This is a genomic window from Sulfitobacter sp. PS-8MA (assembly GCF_040933935.1).
In the GTDB taxonomy this organism is placed as follows: Bacteria; Pseudomonadota; Alphaproteobacteria; order Rhodobacterales; family Rhodobacteraceae; genus Sulfitobacter.
On record NZ_JBFQYJ010000006.1, the window covers coordinates 658,711 to 678,592 of the forward strand.

The 19,882-nt window shown below is 64.3% G+C and carries 21 protein-coding genes, 1 tRNA gene and 1 other RNA gene; 14 read left to right on the forward strand and 9 right to left on the reverse strand.

Going from position 1 to position 19,882, the window contains the following annotated elements; translation table 11 throughout:
- Positions 1-41: 41 nt before the first annotated feature.
- The 5 genes from dnaG (at position 42) to AB4M76_RS07150 (ending at position 5,474) form a co-directional block, all read left to right on the forward strand.
- Entirely contained in the window at positions 42-2,033 is a 1,992-nt protein-coding gene (gene dnaG / locus AB4M76_RS07130; protein WP_368441101.1) for a DNA primase, read from the forward strand.
- Positions 2,034-2,168: 135 nt separating this feature from the next.
- Positions 2,169-4,151 (forward strand): RNA polymerase sigma factor RpoD, encoded by a 1,983-nt coding sequence (gene rpoD / locus AB4M76_RS07135; RefSeq protein WP_368441102.1) that lies wholly within the window; start codon positions 2,169-2,171, stop codon positions 4,149-4,151.
- Between the two features lie 107 nt (positions 4,152-4,258).
- On the forward strand, positions 4,259-4,669 hold the full coding sequence (locus AB4M76_RS07140; protein ID WP_368441103.1) for a hypothetical protein: 411 nt from the start codon (positions 4,259-4,261) through the stop codon (positions 4,667-4,669).
- Position 4,670: 1 nt separating this feature from the next.
- On the forward strand, positions 4,671-5,057 hold the full coding sequence (locus AB4M76_RS07145; RefSeq protein WP_368441104.1) for a hypothetical protein: 387 nt from the start codon (positions 4,671-4,673) through the stop codon (positions 5,055-5,057).
- Positions 5,058-5,474 carry a secondary thiamine-phosphate synthase enzyme YjbQ gene (locus AB4M76_RS07150; protein ID WP_368441105.1) on the forward strand — a complete coding sequence of 139 codons (417 nt, stop codon included), beginning with the start codon at positions 5,058-5,060 and terminating at the stop codon, positions 5,472-5,474.
- An 18-nt stretch (positions 5,475-5,492) separates the two neighbouring features.
- Here the strand turns inward: AB4M76_RS07150 and AB4M76_RS07155 are convergent, their stop codons facing one another.
- Complete coding sequence (locus AB4M76_RS07155) at positions 5,493-6,164, reverse strand: SDR family oxidoreductase (protein ID WP_368441106.1); 672 nt, start codon at positions 6,162-6,164, stop codon at positions 5,493-5,495.
- Between the two features lie 185 nt (positions 6,165-6,349).
- Between AB4M76_RS07155 and nrdR the strand changes: the two genes are divergently transcribed.
- A complete protein-coding gene (gene nrdR / locus AB4M76_RS07160; protein ID WP_368441107.1) occupies positions 6,350-6,817 on the forward strand; it encodes a transcriptional regulator NrdR in 468 nt (155 codons plus the stop codon).
- 29 nt (positions 6,818-6,846) lie between these two features.
- Positions 6,847-7,926, forward strand: coding sequence for a bifunctional diaminohydroxyphosphoribosylaminopyrimidine deaminase/5-amino-6-(5-phosphoribosylamino)uracil reductase RibD (gene ribD, locus AB4M76_RS07165; protein WP_368442395.1), 1,080 nt, complete (start codon positions 6,847-6,849; stop codon positions 7,924-7,926).
- Here the strand turns inward: ribD and AB4M76_RS07170 are convergent.
- From AB4M76_RS07170 to AB4M76_RS07180, 3 genes are all read right to left on the reverse strand, one after another.
- A complete protein-coding gene (locus tag AB4M76_RS07170) occupies positions 7,923-9,953 on the reverse strand; it encodes a capsular polysaccharide biosynthesis protein (RefSeq protein WP_368441108.1) in 2,031 nt (676 codons plus the stop codon). The two genes, ribD and AB4M76_RS07170, sit on opposite strands and share 4 nt — an antisense overlap.
- Before the next feature lie 9 nt (positions 9,954-9,962).
- Complete coding sequence (locus tag AB4M76_RS07175) at positions 9,963-11,093, reverse strand: polysaccharide biosynthesis/export family protein (RefSeq protein ID WP_368441109.1); 1,131 nt, start codon at positions 11,091-11,093, stop codon at positions 9,963-9,965.
- A gap of 114 nt (positions 11,094-11,207) precedes the next feature.
- A complete protein-coding gene (locus AB4M76_RS07180) occupies positions 11,208-12,500 on the reverse strand; it encodes a capsule biosynthesis protein (protein ID WP_368441110.1) in 1,293 nt (430 codons plus the stop codon).
- Between the two features lie 130 nt (positions 12,501-12,630).
- Between AB4M76_RS07180 and AB4M76_RS07185 the strand changes: the two genes are divergently transcribed.
- From AB4M76_RS07185 to nusB, 4 genes are all read left to right on the forward strand, one after another.
- Positions 12,631-13,218, forward strand: a complete 588-nt coding sequence (locus tag AB4M76_RS07185; RefSeq protein WP_368441111.1) for a riboflavin synthase — start codon at positions 12,631-12,633, stop codon at positions 13,216-13,218.
- A gap of 81 nt (positions 13,219-13,299) precedes the next feature.
- Positions 13,300-14,424, forward strand: a complete 1,125-nt coding sequence (gene ribB, locus AB4M76_RS07190; protein ID WP_368441112.1) for a 3,4-dihydroxy-2-butanone-4-phosphate synthase — start codon at positions 13,300-13,302, stop codon at positions 14,422-14,424.
- Between the two features lie 5 nt (positions 14,425-14,429).
- Positions 14,430-14,981 (forward strand): 6,7-dimethyl-8-ribityllumazine synthase, encoded by a 552-nt coding sequence (locus AB4M76_RS07195; protein ID WP_368441113.1) that lies wholly within the window; start codon positions 14,430-14,432, stop codon positions 14,979-14,981.
- Positions 14,978-15,454, forward strand: a complete 477-nt coding sequence (gene nusB / locus AB4M76_RS07200) for a transcription antitermination factor NusB (RefSeq protein WP_368441114.1) — start codon at positions 14,978-14,980, stop codon at positions 15,452-15,454. The genes AB4M76_RS07195 and nusB overlap by 4 nt, the downstream gene beginning before the upstream one ends.
- A 58-nt stretch (positions 15,455-15,512) precedes the next feature.
- On the opposite strand, the gene ssrS is transcribed toward nusB, so the two are convergent.
- From ssrS to AB4M76_RS07215, 3 genes are all read right to left on the reverse strand, one after another.
- A non-coding RNA gene (gene ssrS, locus AB4M76_RS07205) (6S RNA) lies at positions 15,513-15,666 on the reverse strand.
- Positions 15,667-15,743: 77 nt separating this feature from the next.
- A complete protein-coding gene (locus AB4M76_RS07210) occupies positions 15,744-16,520 on the reverse strand; it encodes an ATP-dependent Clp protease proteolytic subunit (RefSeq protein ID WP_368441115.1) in 777 nt (258 codons plus the stop codon).
- Entirely contained in the window at positions 16,517-17,830 is a 1,314-nt protein-coding gene (locus AB4M76_RS07215; RefSeq protein WP_368441116.1) for a hypothetical protein, read from the reverse strand. Before AB4M76_RS07215 ends, AB4M76_RS07210 begins: the two co-directional genes overlap by 4 nt.
- Positions 17,831-17,938: 108 nt before the next feature.
- Between AB4M76_RS07215 and AB4M76_RS07220 the strand changes: the two genes are divergently transcribed.
- On the forward strand, positions 17,939-18,397 hold the full coding sequence (locus AB4M76_RS07220; RefSeq protein ID WP_368442396.1) for an MmcB family DNA repair protein: 459 nt from the start codon (positions 17,939-17,941) through the stop codon (positions 18,395-18,397).
- Positions 18,398-18,403: 6 nt separating this feature from the next.
- Here the strand turns inward: AB4M76_RS07220 and AB4M76_RS07225 are convergent, their stop codons facing one another.
- Positions 18,404-18,592: a DUF6324 family protein gene (locus AB4M76_RS07225; protein WP_368441117.1), complete on the reverse strand. Its 189-nt coding sequence runs from the start codon at positions 18,590-18,592 to the stop codon at positions 18,404-18,406.
- A 79-nt stretch (positions 18,593-18,671) separates the two neighbouring features.
- On the opposite strand from AB4M76_RS07225, the gene AB4M76_RS07230 reads away from it, so the two are divergent.
- Complete coding sequence (locus tag AB4M76_RS07230; RefSeq protein ID WP_368442397.1) at positions 18,672-19,154, forward strand: GNAT family N-acetyltransferase; 483 nt, start codon at positions 18,672-18,674, stop codon at positions 19,152-19,154.
- A 65-nt stretch (positions 19,155-19,219) separates the two neighbouring features.
- Positions 19,220-19,296, forward strand: a tRNA-His gene (locus AB4M76_RS07235).
- A gap of 23 nt (positions 19,297-19,319) precedes the next feature.
- Here AB4M76_RS07235 and AB4M76_RS07240 read toward each other — a convergent pair.
- Positions 19,320-19,802, reverse strand: a complete 483-nt coding sequence (locus AB4M76_RS07240) for a PaaI family thioesterase (RefSeq protein WP_368441118.1) — start codon at positions 19,800-19,802, stop codon at positions 19,320-19,322.
- Positions 19,803-19,882 lie beyond the last annotated feature (80 nt).

Below are 19,882 nucleotides of genomic sequence, written 5' to 3' on the forward strand. Positions count from 1 at the left end.
CGCTACTGGACTTTGATCCGCTGCGCCCGGTATATGAAGGCATGAGCCTGCCCCCTGGATTTTTGGAAGAACTGCGTGACCGCGCCAGCCTGTCTCAGGTGGTGGGGCGCAAGGTCATTTGGGACAATCGAAAGTCCAATCAGGGCAAGGGCGACATGTGGGCGCCATGTCCCTTCCATCAGGAAAAATCCGCCAGCTTCCACGTCGATGACCGCAAAGGGTTCTATTACTGCTTTGGCTGCCACGCCAAAGGGGATGCGATCTCCTTCGTGCGCGAGACCGAGAATGTGAGCTTTATGGAAGCGGTGGAAATCATCGCCCGCGAAGTCGGCATGCCGATCCCCAAACAAGACCCGCGGGCGCAGGCCAAGGCCGACAAGCGCACCCAATTGGCCGAGGTCATGGAACAGGCGGTGCAGTGGTTCCGCCTGCAACTGCGCACCGGCGCGGCGGGGGCGGCGCGGGACTATCTGGCGCAGCGCGGCCTTTCCGAACAGGCGCAGGCGCATTGGGAGATCGGCTTTGCCCCGAACAATTGGCAGGGGCTTTGGGATGCGCTCAAGGCCAAAGGCGTTGCCGATGAGCTGATCCTTGGCGCCGGGCTGGCCAAACCGTCGAGCAAGGGCGGGCGGCCCTATGACACGTTTCGCGGGCGCATCATGTTCCCGATCCGGGATGCACGGGGCCGGGCGATTGCCTTTGGCGGCCGCGCGATGGACCCCGAAGACAAGGCGAAATACCTCAACTCGCCCGAGACCGAGCTTTTTGACAAGGGCCGCAGCCTCTACAACGTCAAACACGCCCGCGCCGCGGCGGGACGGGGCCAGCCGCTGATCGTGGCCGAAGGCTATATGGACGTAATCGCCCTGCATGGGGCGGGGTTTGAGGGCGCGGTGGCGCCGCTGGGCACCGCGATCACCGAAAGCCAGCTGCAGATGCTCTGGCGCATCGCACCCGAGCCCATCATCACGCTGGACGGGGACGCCGCGGGCCAACGCGCCGCGCTGCGCCTCATCGATCTGGCGCTGCCGCTGCTGGAAGCCGGCCAAAGCCTGCGGTTTGCGGTGATGCCCGAGGGTCAGGACCCGGACGATCTGCTGCGCGCCCAAGGGGCCGGGGCCTTGCAAAAACTGCTGGATGGGGCGCTGCCGATGGTGCGTCTGCTCTGGCAGCGCGAGACCGAAGGCAAGGTGTTCGACAGTCCCGAGCGCAAGGCGGCGCTTGATAAAGCCTTGCGCGAAAAGATCAAATTGATCCGCGACCCCTCGATCCGCAGCCACTATGGGCAAGAGATCAAGGACCTTCGCTGGGAGTTGTTCCGCCCGCAGAAACCGCGTGCCGCCTTCACCCCGGTTGGGGGCAGGGGGCCGGGCAAGGGCGGAAAGGGTGGCAAACCTGCATGGGGTGCCGCGCAGGCGCCGCTGGCCAGCACCAAAGCCTCGGCTCTGGTGGCAATGGGCGATGATCAGGTCGGCATCTATCTGCGCGAAGCGGTGATCCTTGTGGCGCTTTGCAACTGTCCGGAACTGGTGGAAACCTTTGAGACCGGGCTGGAGGCCATGCCCTGCGCGGACCCCGATCACGCGCGCCTGCGCGATCTGCTGCTGCGCTATGGCCATGCCGGGGCCGAGGTGCTGAACGAGCAGATTTCCTATTCGCTGGGATGGGAGGCTCTTGAAAACATGAAGGCGCAACGCCACGTAGCCATCACCCCCTGCATCCGCAAACCCGGCGATCTGGAGATGACCCGCATGACCGTGGCCGAGGAACTGGCCAAGCTGGACGCCGCGCGGGGGCTGAACGAAGAGATCGCCGAGGCGGTCGAGGATCTGAGCGGCCCGGCCGACGAAGGCGTGACATGGCGGCTGAGCGAAGCGGCCCGTGCCGCCGATATGGCCAGCCGCAGCAAGCAAGAAGAGAGCGGCGAATTCGATCTTGGCGACAATGGGATGACCATGAGCCGCGAAGAACGCAGCGCCCTCGACGCGCTGCTGGGAACGATTAGATATGACAAGTCGAAAGGCCGTGGTTGATGCATCTGCGTAACCTTTTGGCCGGACCTTTTGAAAATCCCGGGTATCGGGTTTAAGAATCACCGGGAACCCCGCATGATTCGGAAATCGAATCACCTGCGGATGATTCGCGCTAACGCGCTGGAGGAGCATGAGATGGCCGCCAAAGACACAAACGACGACGCAAAGAGCAACGATTCCGAAGCAGGCCACTCGCTCGACATGAGCCAAGCTGCGGTGAAGAAGATGATCGGTGAGGCCCGCGAGAAGGGCTATATCACCTATGATCAGCTCAACACGGTGCTGCCGCCCGATCAGGTGAGCTCGGAACAGATCGAAGATGTGATGTCGATGCTTTCCGAGATGGGCATCAACATTATCGAGGATGAGGAAGCCGAAGAGGAAGAGAACAAGGGCTCGACCGAAATCGCGACCACCGAATCCAACCGCGATGTGGCGCTGTCTTCCGGCACCTCGGAAAAGCTCGACCGCACCGATGATCCGGTGCGCATGTATCTGCGCGAGATGGGCAGCGTCGAGCTGCTGAGCCGCGAGGGCGAGATTGCCATCGCCAAGCGCATCGAGGCAGGCCGCAACACGATGATTGCCGGGCTCTGCGAAAGCCCCCTGACGTTTCAGGCGATCACCATCTGGCGCGACGAACTTCTGTCCGAAGACATTCTGCTGCGCGATGTGATCGACCTTGAGGCGACCTTTGGCACCCAGATGGGCGACGAGGAGGAGACCACCCCGGTGGTCGCGCCGACCGCCGGGACAGAGACCAAATCCGAAGAGAGCAAGACCGAGCTTGACGCCGACGGCAACCCGATCGCATCGGACGACGATGATGATGAGGATGAACAGGCCAACATGAGCCTTGCGGCCATGGAAGCGGCGCTGAAACCGCAGGTGCTCGAAGCGCTCGACATCATCGCGGATGATTACGAGAAACTCAGCGCGATGCAGGACAGCCGCATCTCGGCCACGCTGAACGAAGACGGGTCCTTCACCAAGGATCAGGAAGCGATGTACCAAAAGCTGCGGTCCGAGATCGTGCTCTTGGTCAATGAGCTGCACCTGCACAACAACCGTATCGAAGCCCTGATCGACCAGCTCTACGGCATCAACCGCCGCATCATGCAGATCGACAGCGCGATGGTAAAACTGGCCGACCAGGCCCGCATCAACCGCAAGGAATTCGTCGACAACTACCGCGGCTATGAGCTTGATCCCAACTGGATGGAGCGGATGGCCGAAAAGTCCGGTCGCGGCTGGCAGGCGTTCATCGAACGCTCCAGCGACAAGGTCGAAGAGCTGCGCGCCGATATGGCGCAGGTGGGTCAGTATGTGGGCCTCGACATCAGCGAGTTCCGCCGCATCGTGCAGCAGGTTCAGAAGGGCGAGAAGGAAGCCCGTCAGGCCAAGAAGGAAATGGTCGAAGCGAACCTGCGTCTGGTGATCTCCATCGCCAAGAAATACACCAACCGCGGTCTGCAATTCCTTGATCTCATTCAGGAAGGCAATATCGGCCTGATGAAGGCCGTGGACAAGTTCGAGTACCGTCGCGGCTATAAATTCAGCACCTACGCGACATGGTGGATCCGTCAGGCGATCACCCGCTCCATCGCGGATCAGGCCCGCACGATCCGTATTCCGGTGCATATGATCGAGACGATCAACAAACTGGTGCGCACCGGTCGCCAGATGCTGCATGAGATCGGCCGCGAGCCGACGCCGGAGGAGCTGGCCGAGAAGCTGCAAATGCCGCTCGAAAAGGTCCGCAAGGTGATGAAGATCGCCAAGGAGCCGATCAGCCTTGAGACACCCATCGGGGACGAGGAAGACAGCCAGCTGGGCGACTTCATCGAGGATAAGAACGCCGTTCTGCCGCTGGATTCCGCCATTCAGGAAAACCTGAAGGAAACCACCACGCGCGTACTCTCCTCGCTCACCCCGCGCGAGGAACGGGTGCTGCGGATGCGTTTCGGCATCGGCATGAACACCGACCACACGCTTGAGGAAGTCGGCCAGCAGTTCTCGGTCACCCGCGAACGTATTCGCCAGATCGAAGCCAAGGCGCTGCGCAAGCTCAAACATCCGAGCCGGTCGCGCAAGCTGCGCAGCTTCCTGGATCAATAAGACATCGCGCGGCTCTTCGGAGCCGCGCTTTTCACATGTGCTTGCGTTCCTTTGACCTCGCCTCGGCGCGGGTTACATCCGGTATATCCCCGCCGAAAGGATATGTGATGCGCCGCTTTCTCCCCCTGCTCATCTGCCTCCTGCTGCCGCTTCAAGCCGCCGCGCAGGCGTACCGCGCGGAAAACTGGCTGCTGGTCGTGCCGCTCAACGCCGATGATTTCGAAGTCATCGAAGACCGCGGCGAAGGGGCGCGCGGGATCTGGTGCGCGGCCAGTGATTTTGCGCAGACCGTGCTGGGCCTGCCGCCGGGTGAGCGGCTTTATATCAAGGCCCCGCGCGGGCCGTCGGTCAGCGGCGTCGGGCGGCGCGGCGTAGTCTTTACGACGCGCCCCGAGCGCGCCGGGGCTGACGTGGGGCGCTCCTATTCCGTGACCGTAAGGCGGGCGGGAGAAAACCTGCCCAGCCACCACGCGCGTCAGTTCTGCCGCAACGAACTGATTGAGTTGGAGGATTTCTGATATGTCGCACCGCACCCTCGGTCCCGGCCTTCTGGCGCTGGCGCTTCTCGCAGCGCCCGCGATGGGGCAGGATTTGCAGATCACCCCGGCCCCGGGCGGTTTTTTCGTCGAGAATGACAGTGAGCATGGCGCGCGGGGCATGTGGTGCGCGGCGGGGAAATATGCGCGAGAGACAGGGGCAACGGCCCCCGGACAGCGCATCTATGTGGCCGAGGCCCGCAGGCCCGGTTTGGGCCAGCGTGGGCCGGTGAAATTCACCTTTGACCCGCGCGGTTTGTCCCCGCGTTCGGCCTTCCTTGTTGGCGCCTCCTTTCGGCAGGCTGGCACTTCGATGTCGGTGCAACATGCGCAAAGCCTCTGCCACGCGCTGCGCGGGGCCGCGCGCTAGATGCAGACCTGCTTTTCGATCCGCACCGCTGGTCAGGCGCTTTATGAATTCACCGGCGATGTGGCGGCATGGCTGTCCGGGCAGGGCGACGGGCTGTTGACGCTGATGGTCCGGCACACCTCGGCGTCATTGCTGATCCAAGAGAATGCGGACAGCGACGTGCAACACGACCTACGCGCCTATTTCGCGCGGCTGGTGCCACCTTCTGACCGTCCGGAAATGTCCTATCTGCGCCATGTGATGGAGGGCCCGGACGACATGCCCGCGCATATCAAGGCTGCGGTTTTGCCGGTCAGCCTGGGCATTCCGGTGACCGGCGGGCGGATGATGCTCGGCACTTGGCAGGGCATTTATCTTTTTGAGCACCGCGACGCCCCGCACCAGCGGCAGGTGGCGGCGCATTTCCGGCCCGACTGAGCGCCGGGCCGGCAGCGGTCAGCCCGTGGGCATCAGATGAATTTCCCGCACGGCGGCCCGGGGCGGCGCTTCAAGCGCATGTAGGACAGCGCTGGCCACGTCTTCGGGCTGAAGCTTGTCCGGTTTGGCCTCGTCAAAGAATGCCGTATCGACCATCCCCGGCGAGACCACCATGCAGCGCCCGCCCCATTCGGCCATTTCATCGGCCAAATTGCCGGCAAACCCATGGATGAACCATTTCGTCGCGCCATAGATCGACCCTTGGATATGCACCCGCCCGGCGGCGGAGCCGGTGACGACATATTGCCCGGTGGTCTTGCGCAGATGGGGCATGGCGGCATGGGCGGTATAGAGCGCGCCCATGATGTTGAGATCGACCATCGCCTTCCAATCCTGCGGATCGCCGTTCTCCGTGCCCGCGGGGCTGGTGCCGCGGCCGGCGTTGGCAAAGGCGGCATCGACCTGTCCGAAATGTTCGGCCAACCTGTCCAGTGCCGCCTTCTGCGCGTCGTAGTCGGTGGCGTCGCCTACCAGCACCAGCGCCTGATCGCCGATCTCGGCGGCGAGGTCTTTCAGCTTGTCTGCGCTGCGTGCGAAAAGGCCGATGTTCCAGCCCGCTTTGGCCGCCGCACGGGCGGTGGCGGCGCCGATCCCGCTGGACGCGCCGGTGAGGAAAAGTGTTTTCGTCATGGGATGCTCCGTTCTATGTTCGCAGGGTCAACGCGAGCGGGCATCGTTGGGTCCATGACACATATTTGAACGCAACATCTAGCTGTGGAAATCTTCTCTACCCAAAACCTCGCGGCTCCCCTATAAGTCTTGCCAAGAGGGCCGCGCGCCCCACAAGTCAGGCAGGATGAGAAGGGGGACGGCCGATGCGCTGCCCGTTTTGCGGAAATATCGACACCCAAGTGAAAGACAGCCGCCCGGCCGAGGACCATGTCTCAATCCGGCGGCGACGCTTCTGCCCGGCCTGTGGCGGACGCTTCACGACCTATGAGCGGGTGCAGCTACGCGATCTCGTGGTGATCAAATCCTCCGGCAAGCGCGAGGATTTCGACCGCGACAAGCTGGAACGCTCGATCCGCATTTCCATGCAGAAACGCCCGATCGATCCTGAGCGGATCGACCAGATGATCTCTGGCATCGTGCGGCGTTTGGAAAGCATGGGCGAGACCGACATCAGCTCCAAACATATCGGTGAGATCGTGATGGAGGCGCTGGCCCGGATCGACACCGTGGCCTATGTGCGTTTCGCCTCCGTTTACAAGAACTTCCAGGCGGCGGATGATTTCGACAAATTTGTCCAGGAACTGCGCCCCGGCGCCCTGCCGGAAGAGTGACCGGCGATAGGGTGAGCGACGCGCGCTTCATGGCGCTGGCGCTGTCTTTAGGGCGGCGCGGGCAGGGCAATGTCTGGCCCAATCCGGCGGTGGGCTGCGTCATTACCCAAGGCAGGCGCATCGTCGGGCGCGGCTGGACCCAGCCCGGCGGGCGGCCCCATGCGGAGCCGCAGGCGCTGGCGCAGGCGGGCGCGGCAGCCCGGGGCGCAACGGTCTATGTGACGCTGGAACCCTGTTCCCATCACGGCAAGACACCCCCCTGTGCGCAGGCCCTGATCGACGCGGGCGTGGCGCGGGTGGTGATTGCGACGCAGGACGACGACGCGCGGGTGAATGGGCGCGGCATTGCAATGTTGCGCGCGGCGGGGATCGATGTGGTGGTGGGCGTCTGTGAGGCCGAGGCCCGCGCCGATATCGCCGGCTTCTTCTGCCGCACCGATCTTGGCCGGCCCATGTTGACGCTGAAACTGGCGACCTCTTTTGACGGGCGCATTGCCACCGGGACCGGCGAGAGCCAGTGGATCACCGATGCCCCGGCGCGGCGGCTGACCCATGCCATGCGCGCGCGCCATGATGCGGTGATGGTGGGCGCAGGCACGGCACGCAAGGATGATCCCAGCCTCACCGTGCGGGGCTTGGGCACCCCCCATCAACCGGCCCGCGTCGTGGTCTCGCGCCGGCTCGACCTGCCGCTGATGGGGCAATTGGCGCGGACGGCCACTGATGTGCCGGTGATCCTATGCCATGGTGCGGATGCGGATCCGGCGCTGGTCCGCACATGGTCCGACCTTGGCGCGACTTTGCTGCCCTGTGCGGCGCGCGGCGCGCAGCTGGACCCCGCGGATGTGCTGCGGCAATTGGCAGACCACGGGCTGACGCGGATTTTCTGCGAGGGCGGCAGCGCTTTGGCGGCCTCGCTGATTGAGGCCGATCTGGTGGACCGTCTGGTGGGATTCACCGCCGGGTTGGTGATCGGGGCCGAAGGGCTGCCGGGGATCGGGGCGCTTGGTCTGTCGCGTTTGGCCGAGGCGCCGCGTTTCGCCCTGCAGTCCAGCCAGCGCATCGGGCCGGACCTGCTGCATGTCTGGCGGCGCAACCTCGCGGACTAACGCGATCGCCGCCAGAGGTGGCTTTGACTGGCAAACACCCCTTGGAGTTTCGACAGCAGCCGGTTGCCCAGACCCGCACGGGGCAGGGGGCCCTTGGCCAGCCGGTCGACCACAACCTCGACCGGGCAAGCCAGACCGGTGACCGGATCGCGGTAGCGCGGGTAGTCGATCAGCGCGGCGTGCACCAGCCCCTCCAGCGTCACCCGCGCGCGGCGCCGGGGCGGGACATCGCCGCGGTCTTCGGTCAGCCCCCAGCCCGCGTAGAAAGGCGCGCCCAGGGTCACCACGAGCAGACCGCGCAGAAGCGCTTCGAACCCCAGAAGAGAGGTCATGGTCCAGACCGCGTCGACCTGGTTCAGAAGGGCCATCGGGTCGGCGTGCTGCAGGATCAGATCGGCCTCGCCCGCCTCGGTCGCGCCTTTGCGCAGGCCCGCTTCGACATCAGGGTGCGGTTTGTAGAGGATCACGGCCTCGGGATTGGCCGCGCGGGCAGCGGCGAGGAGAGCGGCGTTGGTCTGCACGCGGTCGGTGCCGGTGAGGATCGAGGCGTCGTCTTCGACCTGTCCCGGCACGAGGATGCGGCGCCCCGGCGGCAGGTCGGGCGCGGCCCCGCCGAGATTGTATTTGCTCAGCCCCGCGCCGGCCAGCGCGTCGATCAAAGCCCGGGCGCGGGCCTGTTGATCGGGCCGCAGCGCGGCGCGTTTCTCGATCCACCTTTCCAGGCGGCTCGGGCTTTGGGGATCGTAGTAGATGCCCAGATCGTCGCAGACCAGCGACAGGGGCGAGATCAGTTCGGCCCCGAGCCCGCGCGAGCGCAGAAACCCGTCCTCGACCCGCAGCGCGTCTTTCGGCCCCGCCTCGGCCTTGCTGGCCCAGACCATCGCGCGGCGCGGCGGTTTGGGCATCTCGGGCGCGCCCTTGCGAAAGCGGATCGGGGTCGGCTGGCCAAAGAATTGTTGCAGCGGGCGGCGTTTCCACAGGCGCATGCCCCATGCGTCCCAACCGGTATGGTCTTCGCGCCAGGCGCGGGCCTGTGCGGCGAGGCTGGTGAGGGCGGTTTCCAGGTCGCAAAGCTGGTCGCGGTAGGGGTCGTACCACGTCGGGTAGAGGATCATCGCGGCGGCGAAAAGCTGGGCGCGGGTGAGGCTGCGTTGACGGCGCTGGACTGGAAACTCATCCTCCGTCAGCCCCCATCCGGCATAGAAGGGCTGGCCAAAGACGCGGGGGCGGTGACCGGCAAAGATCGCCTCGAACCCCATTTGCGAGGATACGGTATAGACACCCACAGCGCCCTCGAAAAGCGCCCAGGGGCTGACCGGATCGCTCAGCAGGGTGATGCGGTCATTCTCGTCTTCCGGCCCGAAATGCCCGGCGCGAAAACCCTGCGCGGTCTCAGGGTGGGTCTTGATGATGACGCGCGCGCCGGGATGTTCCTCCTGCGCGAAAACGAGCATCTCCAGAAACCGCCCCCGATCTGCGCCAGAGGCGGTGACCGAGGCATCGCCGCGCGTCTGGTCGATCACCAGCACATAGCCGGGCGTAGGCGGCGGTGTGGCGGGGTCGAAACCTGCGTATTTCGTCAGATGGTGTTCGGCCATAAGCGCCATGCCACCGCGGGCGCGGTTCAGAAGGGCGGTGTCGTCCAGCGGATGATGCGCCAGCAGCGCTTCGAGGTCGGAAGGCTGGGCGGGGTCGAAATGCGCGCCCCGGCCGTCGATCAGCAGACCCAAAGGCGGCTCGCCCGCGCGGCCCGGATGCAGCGAGCGCAGCCATGCGTCCTCAACCCGGATCACCGGTGCATCGCGTTTCGCGGCCACGGACAGGCCCCGGTGCGCGGTGGGCGAATTGCCCCAAACCGCCACGGCATCACCCGGCCCCGGCAGACCGATGCGCAGCTCATGGCCCGCCAGATGCAGGATACGCCGCAAGCGGCGCTGCGTCAGAAACCCGCCGTTATATACGAAAAGCCGCCGGCTCCTTTCGGGACCGGCGGCGGGGTAGGGATATGGATCAGCCGCGAATGCCACCGGGGTGGATCATTCGGTCAGCGAGGTGATGCTATCGGCGGAGCCAGCGGTGCCTGTGATCGCCGAGATCACCTTGCTCCACTGGGTGAAGGGCGCTTCGGTCACATAGATTGTGTCGCCGTCGCGGATCACAAAGTCGCGGGCCATGAACATGCCGTTGGGCTGGGTCAGATCGGTGACATAGACCATGCGCTGCGCGCCGATCAGATCGCTGCGGCCCAGCACTTGCTCGGCGACTTCCTCAGGCTCATTGCGGAAGACGAAGACGCCGGTCGGGTCCGCCGAGATCGGGCTGAGGCCGCCCACTTGCGCGATGCCTTCCAAAAGCGAAAGATTCTGCGATTCAAACGGCACGCGGGCCTGCCCACCAGTGGCGCCAAGCGCGGTGAAAGACCGGGTGTCTTCTTCGACCAGAATGCGGTCGCCTGGCCGCAGGGCGATGTCAAGTTCGGGGTGGTCATAGAGGTCCTGGAACCAGATCTTGCCGCGTTGACCGCCCCGGATCACGGTGATCTGGGCGATCTCGGGCACGATGGTCACGCCGCCTGCGCGCGCCAGCATCGCCCCGAGGGTGCGGGTCGGGCGTTCAATCGGGTAGACACCCTGCGCGCCGATCGAGCCGATCAGCGAGACGGTCGAGCCATCGCCCGCCGCGCGGCGCACTTCGACCTGTGGGTCGGGGGTCTGCTCGCCCAGTTTCTGGGTGATGATGCGGCGGATCGCTTCGGGCGTATTGCCCGCGGCGCGGATGCGGCCCGCATAGGGGATAAAGATGAAGCCCGCGCCATCGACCTGCACCTCTTCGAGCATCGTGGCCGGCGCGCCTTCAACCCCCAAGAGCGGGTCGTCGACGTTTTCATAGACTGTGATGCCAAGGATATCGCCCGGTTGGATCGTGTCAGAGCCAACCCGGCCTGCGTTCTTGAAGCTTTCGGAAAAACCAAGCGCCGGGGCCACGGCGGTGGCGCGGGTCACGCGGTCGTTGACCGCCACGACAAAGGCGTCGCCTTCGCGCTGCACGGAGCCGGAATAGATTTGACGTTTGTTCGGCCCGACCTGCGGCAATCCGCAGGAAGACACGACGGCCAATGCCGCCAGAACGGCGATGGGGCGCGCCCACCGGATGGTTACGGATTTCACTGCCCGGTCTCCTCGACCTGATTATTCTGCCTCGAAATCGCCAATTGTCATGACGTATTATTTCGCAATCTAGCGCAGGTTATCGAAAAAAGCTACAGGGGCGAAAGGCTTAACTCAGGTGACGAGCCGCAACTGTTGCCGAGGCGCCGCGGTGCCCTGTTCCAGCGCGTCATAGGGATCATGCTCCGCCAGCATCATATCGACCACCTGACGCAGCAATTGCCGGCGCCCGCGCGCGGCATAAAACCCCCCCGGCACCTGCGAGGTTTCCAGCAGGTAGCGGCGGTAGTCCTTATAGGCGCGGTTGTCGGGGCGGCTGGCGGCGGCAAAAAACTCGGGCAGCGGCTGGTCCGAGACGAACTCCGGCTGGGAATAGACCGCGCGGCCAAAGACCTTGAGCGGGATGCCGCGCCAGAGCACCTGTTGCCCGGCGGTGGAATTCACCGTCACCGCGCTGCGGCTGTCGTTCAAGAGCTGCGCGAGCTTGCCGCCGCGCACGAAATGCACCCGGTCCGAGACGCCATATTCCCGTGCCAGACGCCGCAGGTCGCGCCGCACCGGCACGCGGCCATCTTCGAGCGGGTGGGCCTTGATGACGAGGTGGTGATGCTGCGGCGCCCCTTTGGCAAAACCTTCGATCACCAGTTCCAGAAAATCGGCCATGGTGGTGAAGGGTGAATGGGATTTGAAGGCGGAATCATGCTCCAGTTGCAGCAGCGCCAGATGATAGGGAAAGCCGCCCAGCCTGATGCGCAGGGTGGCGCGCAGCCGGTCGAGCGCCAGCACCGGCATCAGCAGCAGCCGTTTCAGGTAGAGGCGAAACTCCTTGGTCACCGGAATGCTGCGGTGCGGGGTGAAGTTGCGGTAATCCCCGTTTCTGAACATCACGAACCAATGGTAGAGCGCGCCGTAAAAGATGTGGTGCCGCATGTCGCCCCAATGGCCGGGGGGCAGGGGCGCTTCCATGTCCGAGCGGGCCAAAGCCGCCTGCATCTGTGGAATAGTCATCTCCATCAGCCGCGAGTTGCCGTTCGACCCGCCACGCTCATAGGTGACCCAATAGGGCCGCATATAGCCTTCTTCAAAGACATGTACGGTGATGCCACGGCGCTTGGCCTCGGCCACCGCTTCGGCGTGGATCGGGCGGGTGTCGCCGTAAAGCACGATGTCGGTGATCTGCTTTTCGTCCAGTAGCGCGGCAAAGGTCTCGGGCCAATCCGCCACGGTGCCGCGATAGGGGATATAGGTCGAGGGATGGAACCAGAAGGCCCGGTCGCCTGCATTGAACCCAACCCGCCAGACCGCGGCCCCGGCACGGCGCAGCATCTTGCCCAGGCTGTTGAAAAAGGGCCCATGTGGCCCCTGTAAAAACAGGAAGGTTCTGGTCTGGGCGTCTGTGGCGGTCATGCTCATCCTTTACTGTCGTCCTTAAAGGGTTAACCACCATATAATAAGGGCGTAAATGTGACATGACCCGCTCTTGCCTGTGGCGGTGACCGGGTTTACCACTGCGCGAAACCCGCAAAGGAGCCTATTCATGTTCACTGGCATTATCACCGACGTCGGCACCGTGACCAAGTTGGAGCAGGAAGGCGACCTGCGCGCACGTATCCAGACCCGCTATGACACCAGCAGCATCGACATGGGCGCGTCGATTGCCAGCGACGGGGTCTGCCTGACGGTCGTCGGGCTGGGCGATGATTGGTATGAGGTGCAGATCAGCGCCGAGACGGTGCAGAAGACCAACCTTGGCCAGCATTGGGCCGTAGGCCGGCGGGTGAACCTCGAACGCGCGCTGAAGGTGGGTGACGAGTTGGGCGGGCATATCGTCTCGGGCCATGTCGATGGCGTGGCCGAGATCATCGAGATGAAAGAGGAGGGCGACAGCACCCGTGTGACCCTGCGCGCGCCCAAGGGTCTGGCACGGTTCATCGCGCCCAAGGGCTCGGTGGCGCTGAATGGCACCTCGCTGACGGTGAATGACGTCGATGGCTGTGATTTCGGCATCAATTTCATCCCGCATACCAAGGAAGTGACCACATGGGGCGATGCACGCGTGGGCGATGCGGTGAACCTCGAAATCGACACGCTGGCCCGTTATGTGGCGCGGCTGAACGAGATGTGACGCGGCGCCCTGCGGGGCGCGCTCTGGCCAAGCGGCGCGGGTCAGGCTAAGAGCCGGGCAACAGATAGATGGAAACAGCCGATGCAATTTGACAAACCCGGACCGGTCGAGACAGGGCTGAGCGATGCGATCTCGCCGATCGAAGAGATCATCGAAGAGGCGCGCCAAGGCCGCATGTTCATCCTGGTGGACCATGAGGACCGCGAGAACGAAGGCGATCTGGTGATCCCGGCGCAGTTTGCCGATGCCGCGGCGATCAACTTCATGGCGACCCATGGGCGCGGGCTGATCTGCCTGCCGATGACGGCGGAGCGGGTCGATCACCTTGGCCTGCCGATGATGGCGGTGAACAACTCCTCGCGGCATGAGACGGCCTTCACCGTCAGCATCGAAGCGCGTGAGGGTGTCAGTACCGGCATCTCCGCCGCCGACCGGGCGCTGACCGTGGCCGTGGCGATCTCTGAACAGTCCGGTTCGGCGGATATCGCCACCCCCGGCCATGTCTTCCCCCTGCGCGCCCGCGATGGTGGCGTGCTGGTGCGGGCAGGGCATACCGAAGCGGCGGTCGATATCTCGCGCCTCGCGGGGCTGCATCCTTCGGGCGTGATCTGCGAGATCATGAAAGACGACGGCGAAATGGCGCGTCTGCCCGATCTGGTGGAATTTGCCGCCGAACATAAGCTCAAGATCGGCACGATCAGCGATCTCATCACCTACCGCCACAAGCATGACAATCTGCTGGTGGAGCGGGACAGCCGCACCGTGACCTCGGCCTATGGCGGCGACTGGCAGATGCGCATCTTCGCCGACCAGATCACCGGGACCGACCATGTGGTGCTGACCAAGGGCGACATCTCGACGCCCGAGCCGGTCTTGATCCGGACCCATGCGATCAATGCGCTGGAGGATATCCTCGGCCTTGGCCCCAGCCCGGCGGATGAGCTGCCTCATGCGATGCGGATCATCGCCGAAGAGGGCCGGGGGGCCGTGGTGCTGTTCCGCGACCCTTACCCGCGCCTGCGACTTGATGCCGAGGATGACGACCGCCCGCGCACCATCAAACGCACCGGGCTCGGCGCGCAGATCCTGTCGTCGATGGGGCTGCATGAACTGGTCCTGCTGACCGACAATCCCGACACGCGCTATCTGGGCCTTGATGCCTATGCGCTTGAAATCGTGGGCACCCGGCCCATCACCACGGAGTAATCGCCATGGCATCCGCTGAAGAGCATACCATCCTGCCGCGCCCCAGCTTTGACGAACCGGTGAAGCTGCTGATCGTCGTCTCGCCCTATTATTCGGATATCGCGAACGGCCTGCTGACCGGCGCCAAGGCCGAGCTTGAGGCGGCGGGTGCGACCTATGAGGTGATCGAGATGCCCGGCGCGCTGGAGATTCCCACCGCCATCGGCATTTCCGACCGGGGCAGCAATTTCGACGGCTATGTCGCGCTTGGTTGCGTGATCCGGGGCGAGACCACGCATTACGAGACCGTCTGCAACGACAGCAGCCGCGCGCTGCAACTGCTTGGCCTGCAAGGGCTTTGCATTGGCAACGGCATCCTGACGGTCGAGACCAAGAAGCAGGCCGAGGTGCGTGCCGACCCCGAGGGGCAAAACAAAGGCGGCGGCGCGGCCGCTGCGGCCTTGCATCTTATCGCGCTCGCTCGTAAATGGGGCCGCCAGAGCAAGGGCATCGGGTTCAAGCCATTCGGGCAGGACACTTTGATGGCCGGCGACACGGATGGATCAAACATCGCATGACCAGCAACGGGCTTTCGGGCAACCAGAAACGTAAGATGAAATCGGCCTCGCGGCTTTATGCCGTGCAGGCGCTGTTCCAGATGGAGCATTCCGCGCAGACGGTCGACGTCGTGCGCCACGAATTCATCGACCACCGTTTCGGTGCTGTCTATGAGGGTGACGAGATGCAGGAGGGGGATGTCGATCACTTCTCCCGCGTGCTTGAAGATGCGGTGAACTATCAGGCGCCGATCGACCAGATGGCCAACCGCGCCATCGTGGCGAAATGGGCCATCGCCCGGATCGACCCGACCCTGCGCGCCCTGTTCCGCGCGGCGGGCGCCGAGTTCCGCCATGACGACACGCCGCCGCGCGTCGTGATCAAGGAATATGTCGACGTGGCCCATGCCTTCTTCCCCGATGGTCGCGAGCCGAGCTTTGTCAACGCCGTGCTCGACCATATGGCGCGCGAGGCGCGTCCCGAAGCCTTTTAAACGCCCGGGAAAGTGTCCCCGAGGGGCCATCAACTACATCATTATTTGGGGAAAAGTGACGGGAACCGCGCCTGCCGCTGCTGTTTTTATTCCCGAGGACCTGTATGTACAGGTGGGCGCCAGGTAACCGAACCAGGGCTCGGACAGAGCCAGCTCCCTCGGATTTGCTTAAGGCCACTGGAATGTAACGTTCACGAACAGGGCAGAACCCGTCGACCCCCGATGTAGGGGGCATAGGGGCGGGGGACAAGGGGGCAGATGGGCTTTTGCCAGACTTCCTGTCGCGGCCCTATTCTTCGGTCGGAATAAACCCGTAGCGCCGCAATTCATCGGGCAGCAAGACATAGATTTCGCCCGGCGGTGTCACCAGCGCATGTTGCATCACCAGAGGGTCGATCCCCATGTCGTCGAGATAGCGCATCACCTCACCCTGGCCGCGCTGAATGTCTTCCACGGCGACGAAAGCGGGCAGGATCGTGCTTTGGCCAAAGTAATGCTGATGCACCCCGACGGAGGCGCTGTCGGGCACCGCACGGCTTGCGCCACCGGCCAGCAGATAGGGGCAGGCGGAATAGCAGACATCCCCGTCGCGCAGTGCCGTGTTGATCCCCGCGCCGCGCAGGTAGCGGCCCAGTTCCATCGCGTCCCGGACCGAGCCGCCGGGGGAGTTGAGGTAGATTTCTTCGGGCTGGGGCGAGAGCTCCGCCAGTTGTTTGACGATACGCTCGGCATCGCCTGCCGTGATCGCCCCCTCCAGCAAGGCCGCGCGACCGCCCGAGACCGGCGTCAGGATCAACCGCTCGGGCAGGGCCGTCTGCGGCATCGGTTGACCGGGGTTTGGCGCGCGATCGGGCCGGTAGCGGCGGGTCTGGTCGCCGGGGCGGATCGGTTCGGTCAGCTCCGGCGCTTTGGGGCCAAAGCCGGGCAGGCGCAGCCCTTGGCCCAGATCGCCCCAGAACAGCAGCACCGCAAGGCCGAGTTGAAAGATCAGCACGCCCATCAGCACGCGGCCCACCGCCGGTTTGCGCGGTGCTTGATCGACTTCGGAGGGGGCGCTGTCGCTCATGTGCTTTTGATCGGTGTGACTTGGCCGGGCGTTTCTTCGCGCGGGGCGGGGGCGTCCTCGCTGGGGCGCATCTGGGCCGGGCTGTCTTGCATCGCCGCATCCACATCGCGCACGGCGGCCAGCGCGGCGCGCAGCTCTGCCAGCGTCAGCGTATCCTCCACCGCCGCCCCTTCGCGGCCCGAGCGGATCGCACCCTGGGTGATGGCAAGGATCAGCACCAGCACGGCGGGCAGCAGGTCAATCGCAATGGCACCGGCCCAGGAGGGCACGAAATTGCGGGCATAGAGGATCACCGCATCGGCGCTGGAAATCGGCGTATAGGTGCTGTCGGCGGCGGGGGGCATCGCCTGCACATCCTGTGCCGCCCGTTCCAGAGTGGCCGCGCGCTGCGCCAGGACCTCAAGCACAGAGGTGATCGTCGCCCCCTGCGCGCCGCGCTGTTCGGGGTTGCTGCCATCCAGTTCGGGCAGGACCACCGAAGCCGCCAGATCCTGTGCTGCCCGCTCAACCAAAGGCGCCACCGAAAGCTGGCGCAGACGGGTGATCAGCCCGGCCAGCCGCACGGCCTGTTCGGAAAATTCGACCGACCGCGCCTCGACCGGGCCGGGTTCCACCGTCAGGGCGCGCATCCGGCTCAGGATCTGGTTCCCTTCGGCAAAAGCGTCATCCACCAAAGGGGTCTGGGTGGCAATCTGTGCCTCCAGCGCCGACAGTTCCGCTGATTTCTGACGCAGCACCCGAAACACCGCCCCGCGCCCGGCAAGGCCGGAAAGACTGCCTGCCGCCTCCTGTTCGCTCAGGTCTTCGAAGCTTTGCCGCACGCGGGCAACGTCGCGTTCAAGCCCTTGGGCTGACAGGGCAATCTCATGGGTGCGTTCCAGGGCGCCCTGATAGTCCTGCACCGTCTCGGCCAGATGCTGTTCGACCGCCGCCGATCCGGCAAGGGCGGCGGCATTGAGCCAGCTCGACATCGCGATGATCGCCAGGGAGCCGAGGCCCATCGCGCCCAAAAGCCCCATCCGCGCGCGGGTGGTGCGGACGGCGGGAAAGAGCCGCAGAAGGTAGGACCAGAAGACGAAAATCCCCACAGAGACCGCCACCGAATAGGCAATCGCCGCAAAGGCGGACATCGCGCCATTGTCATCAAGCAGAGAGGACACGCCAAGGTAGGTATAGATGCCCGAGGCCACCGCCAGCACGCCGAGCGCGGTGCCGGAGAAAGTGTCGAGCCATGTCAGATGCCCCTCCAGCTCCCGCGCATAGCGCACGCCACGCGCCTGCGTTTCACTCATCGGTTCGCGTTTTGCCATGGGGCCCCCTCGCTCTACTGGCTATCAAGATAGGGGGCGGTGGGGGAATTACCAAACTCTTTGCCCCGGCCTCTTGCCTATGTTCACCAAATGTTCATATTTACCCCTATGATGGAAACAGAGCTACAGAGCTTCCAACCGGGCCAGCTTTTGGCGCGGGGGGTGATGCGACACCTGGCCGATCTGGGCTTCGCCTGTGTTGAGGAATTGGTGCCGACGCGCGGGCTGCGCGTGGATGTGATGGCGCTTGGACCCAAAGGCGAGGTTTGGATCGTTGAATGCAAATCCTGTCGCGCCGATTTCATGGGCGACGCAAAATGGGAGGGCTATCTGGAATGGGCAGACCGGTTTTTCTGGGCCGTCGATAGCGATTTCCCGGTCGAGCTGCTGCCAGAGGAAAGCGGCCTTATCATCGGGGACGCCTATGGGGCGGAGACGATCCGCATGGGCCCCGAGAGCAAGCTTGCGCCCGCGCGGCGCAAGGTGATGATACAGAAATTCGCGACCCATGCCGCACGGCGTCTGCACCGGCTGCGCGATCCGGACATGGCGCCGAGCGGGGCTTGACGCCGCTTAGCGCTTAACCTTGCCGGCGCGGCTGGCTGCGGCCATGATCTCTTCGGCGATCTCGCGGGCCTCATCCGGGGTGAAATCCATCGGGATTTCCACGCCGCCGCCTTCGACGAAGAGCCGGACCATGCCCTTGTCGGTGGGGCCGATTTGCAGGTTTGCTTCGATGTCGCGTTCGGTGTCGATGCCCATGGCGCTCTCCAATTTGATGGGCGTTCTCGCTAGCGCGCTGCCGCTTGAAAAGCAAGCGATCTTGCTGCCAAGCTGCGGCATGGACAAGATCGAAATTCGCCACTTCACCGCCGCGGACCGGGACTGGCTGCTGGCGCAACACCGCGACCACTACGCCCGTGTCGAAGGGTTCGACGCCAGTTTCGGCAGGCTGGTGGCGCAGATCCTCGACGATTTCCTTCGAAACCACGATCCAACTTGCGAGCGCGGCTGGATCGCTTGGCGCGGCGAAGCGCGGCTCGGCTCCATCTTCTGCGTGCGGCTTGACGAGACCCGTGCGAAACTGCGGCTTTTCCTGCTGGTGCCCGAGGCGCGGGGGCGGGGGCTGGGGCACCGGCTGTTGCAGAGCTGCATTCGCTTCGCCCGCGCGCAGGGGTCTGAAGCGATGCAGCTCTGGACCCACGAATCCCACCGCGCCGCCGGGGCGCTTTATGCCCGTACCGGCTGGCAGTTGACCGACAGCCGTCCGGTCATTTCCTTCGGCAAACCGAACGTGGAGCAGACATGGGAAATTCTGCTATAATGAAGCGATTCTTCTGCGCCTTTGGTCTTGCAATCCGTCGCCACCGGCGCTAAATCCGCCCCAGTGCCGCCTTAGCTCAGTTGGTTAGAGCGCTTGATTGTGGATCAAGAGGTCCCTGGTTCGAGACCAGGAGGTGGTACCACCCCCCCCATTCGCAGATGACGCTCAGGCGATCTTCATCACGATGCAGGTGGTTGAGCCTGTGGCATAGAGCTTGCCGTCTTCGACACCCCGAATCTCGCCATGCGCCACACCGGTGGAACGGCCGACGTGATCGGTGACGCCGATACAGTCGATCTCCATCCCCAGCGGCAGGCCGCGCAGGATGTTAATCTTATATTCCAACGTCGTATAAACCGAGCCGCGCGGAATTTTCGTCATCACGGCGCAGGCCATCGCGGAATCGAGCAGGGTGCCGTACCAGCCGCCATGGACCGTGCCCATCGGGTTGGTCATGGCAAAGCTTGGCGCGCCGCGAAAGACCACGCGCCCCGCCTCGACCGCATGGAGCGCATAGCCCATCGTCTGGCCGATCGGCGGGCCGGGGTTGGTGCCGTCGAGAATCGCCTGCATGAATTCCAGGCCCGAGAGTTTCAGGGCTTCGGATTGAGACAGAAGGTCAGCAGGGCTATGGGCGACGCGGGGCATAGGGTTCTCCGGCAAATTGATCGCCGCAGAGGATACGCCCGCGCAGGGCAGGGGCAAGCCCCCGCCCCTGCAGTGCTTTA

Excerpts from the sequence above, each read along its gene's own strand:
- ribD (WP_368442395.1), top strand. The coding sequence starts at position 6,847 with ATGGCGCTGGCGCTGTCTTTAGGGCGGCGCGGGCAGGGCAATGTCTGG.
- AB4M76_RS07215 (WP_368441116.1), bottom strand. The coding sequence starts at position 17,830 with ATGGCAAAACGCGAACCGATGAGTGAAACGCAGGCGCGTGGCGTGCGC.
- AB4M76_RS07195 (WP_368441113.1), top strand. The coding sequence starts at position 14,430 with ATGGCATCCGCTGAAGAGCATACCATCCTGCCGCGCCCCAGCTTTGAC.
- rpoD (WP_368441102.1), top strand. The coding sequence starts at position 2,169 with ATGGCCGCCAAAGACACAAACGACGACGCAAAGAGCAACGATTCCGAA.
- dnaG (WP_368441101.1), top strand. The coding sequence starts at position 42 with ATGAGCCTGCCCCCTGGATTTTTGGAAGAACTGCGTGACCGCGCCAGC.
- nrdR (WP_368441107.1), top strand. The coding sequence starts at position 6,350 with ATGCGCTGCCCGTTTTGCGGAAATATCGACACCCAAGTGAAAGACAGC.
- AB4M76_RS07145 (WP_368441104.1), top strand. The coding sequence starts at position 4,671 with ATGTCGCACCGCACCCTCGGTCCCGGCCTTCTGGCGCTGGCGCTTCTC.
- AB4M76_RS07225 (WP_368441117.1), bottom strand. The coding sequence starts at position 18,592 with ATGGGCATCGACACCGAACGCGACATCGAAGCAAACCTGCAAATCGGC.
- AB4M76_RS07180 (WP_368441110.1), bottom strand. The coding sequence starts at position 12,500 with ATGACCGCCACAGACGCCCAGACCAGAACCTTCCTGTTTTTACAGGGG.
- ribB (WP_368441112.1), top strand. The coding sequence starts at position 13,300 with ATGCAATTTGACAAACCCGGACCGGTCGAGACAGGGCTGAGCGATGCG.
- AB4M76_RS07220 (WP_368442396.1), top strand. The coding sequence starts at position 17,939 with ATGATGGAAACAGAGCTACAGAGCTTCCAACCGGGCCAGCTTTTGGCG.
- AB4M76_RS07240 (WP_368441118.1), bottom strand. The coding sequence starts at position 19,802 with ATGCCCCGCGTCGCCCATAGCCCTGCTGACCTTCTGTCTCAATCCGAA.
- AB4M76_RS07230 (WP_368442397.1), top strand. The coding sequence starts at position 18,672 with ATGGACAAGATCGAAATTCGCCACTTCACCGCCGCGGACCGGGACTGG.
- AB4M76_RS07185 (WP_368441111.1), top strand. The coding sequence starts at position 12,631 with ATGTTCACTGGCATTATCACCGACGTCGGCACCGTGACCAAGTTGGAG.
- AB4M76_RS07140 (WP_368441103.1), top strand. The coding sequence starts at position 4,259 with ATGCGCCGCTTTCTCCCCCTGCTCATCTGCCTCCTGCTGCCGCTTCAA.
- AB4M76_RS07210 (WP_368441115.1), bottom strand. The coding sequence starts at position 16,520 with ATGAGCGACAGCGCCCCCTCCGAAGTCGATCAAGCACCGCGCAAACCG.
- AB4M76_RS07150 (WP_368441105.1), top strand. The coding sequence starts at position 5,058 with ATGCAGACCTGCTTTTCGATCCGCACCGCTGGTCAGGCGCTTTATGAA.
- AB4M76_RS07155 (WP_368441106.1), bottom strand. The coding sequence starts at position 6,164 with ATGACGAAAACACTTTTCCTCACCGGCGCGTCCAGCGGGATCGGCGCC.
- nusB (WP_368441114.1), top strand. The coding sequence starts at position 14,978 with ATGACCAGCAACGGGCTTTCGGGCAACCAGAAACGTAAGATGAAATCG.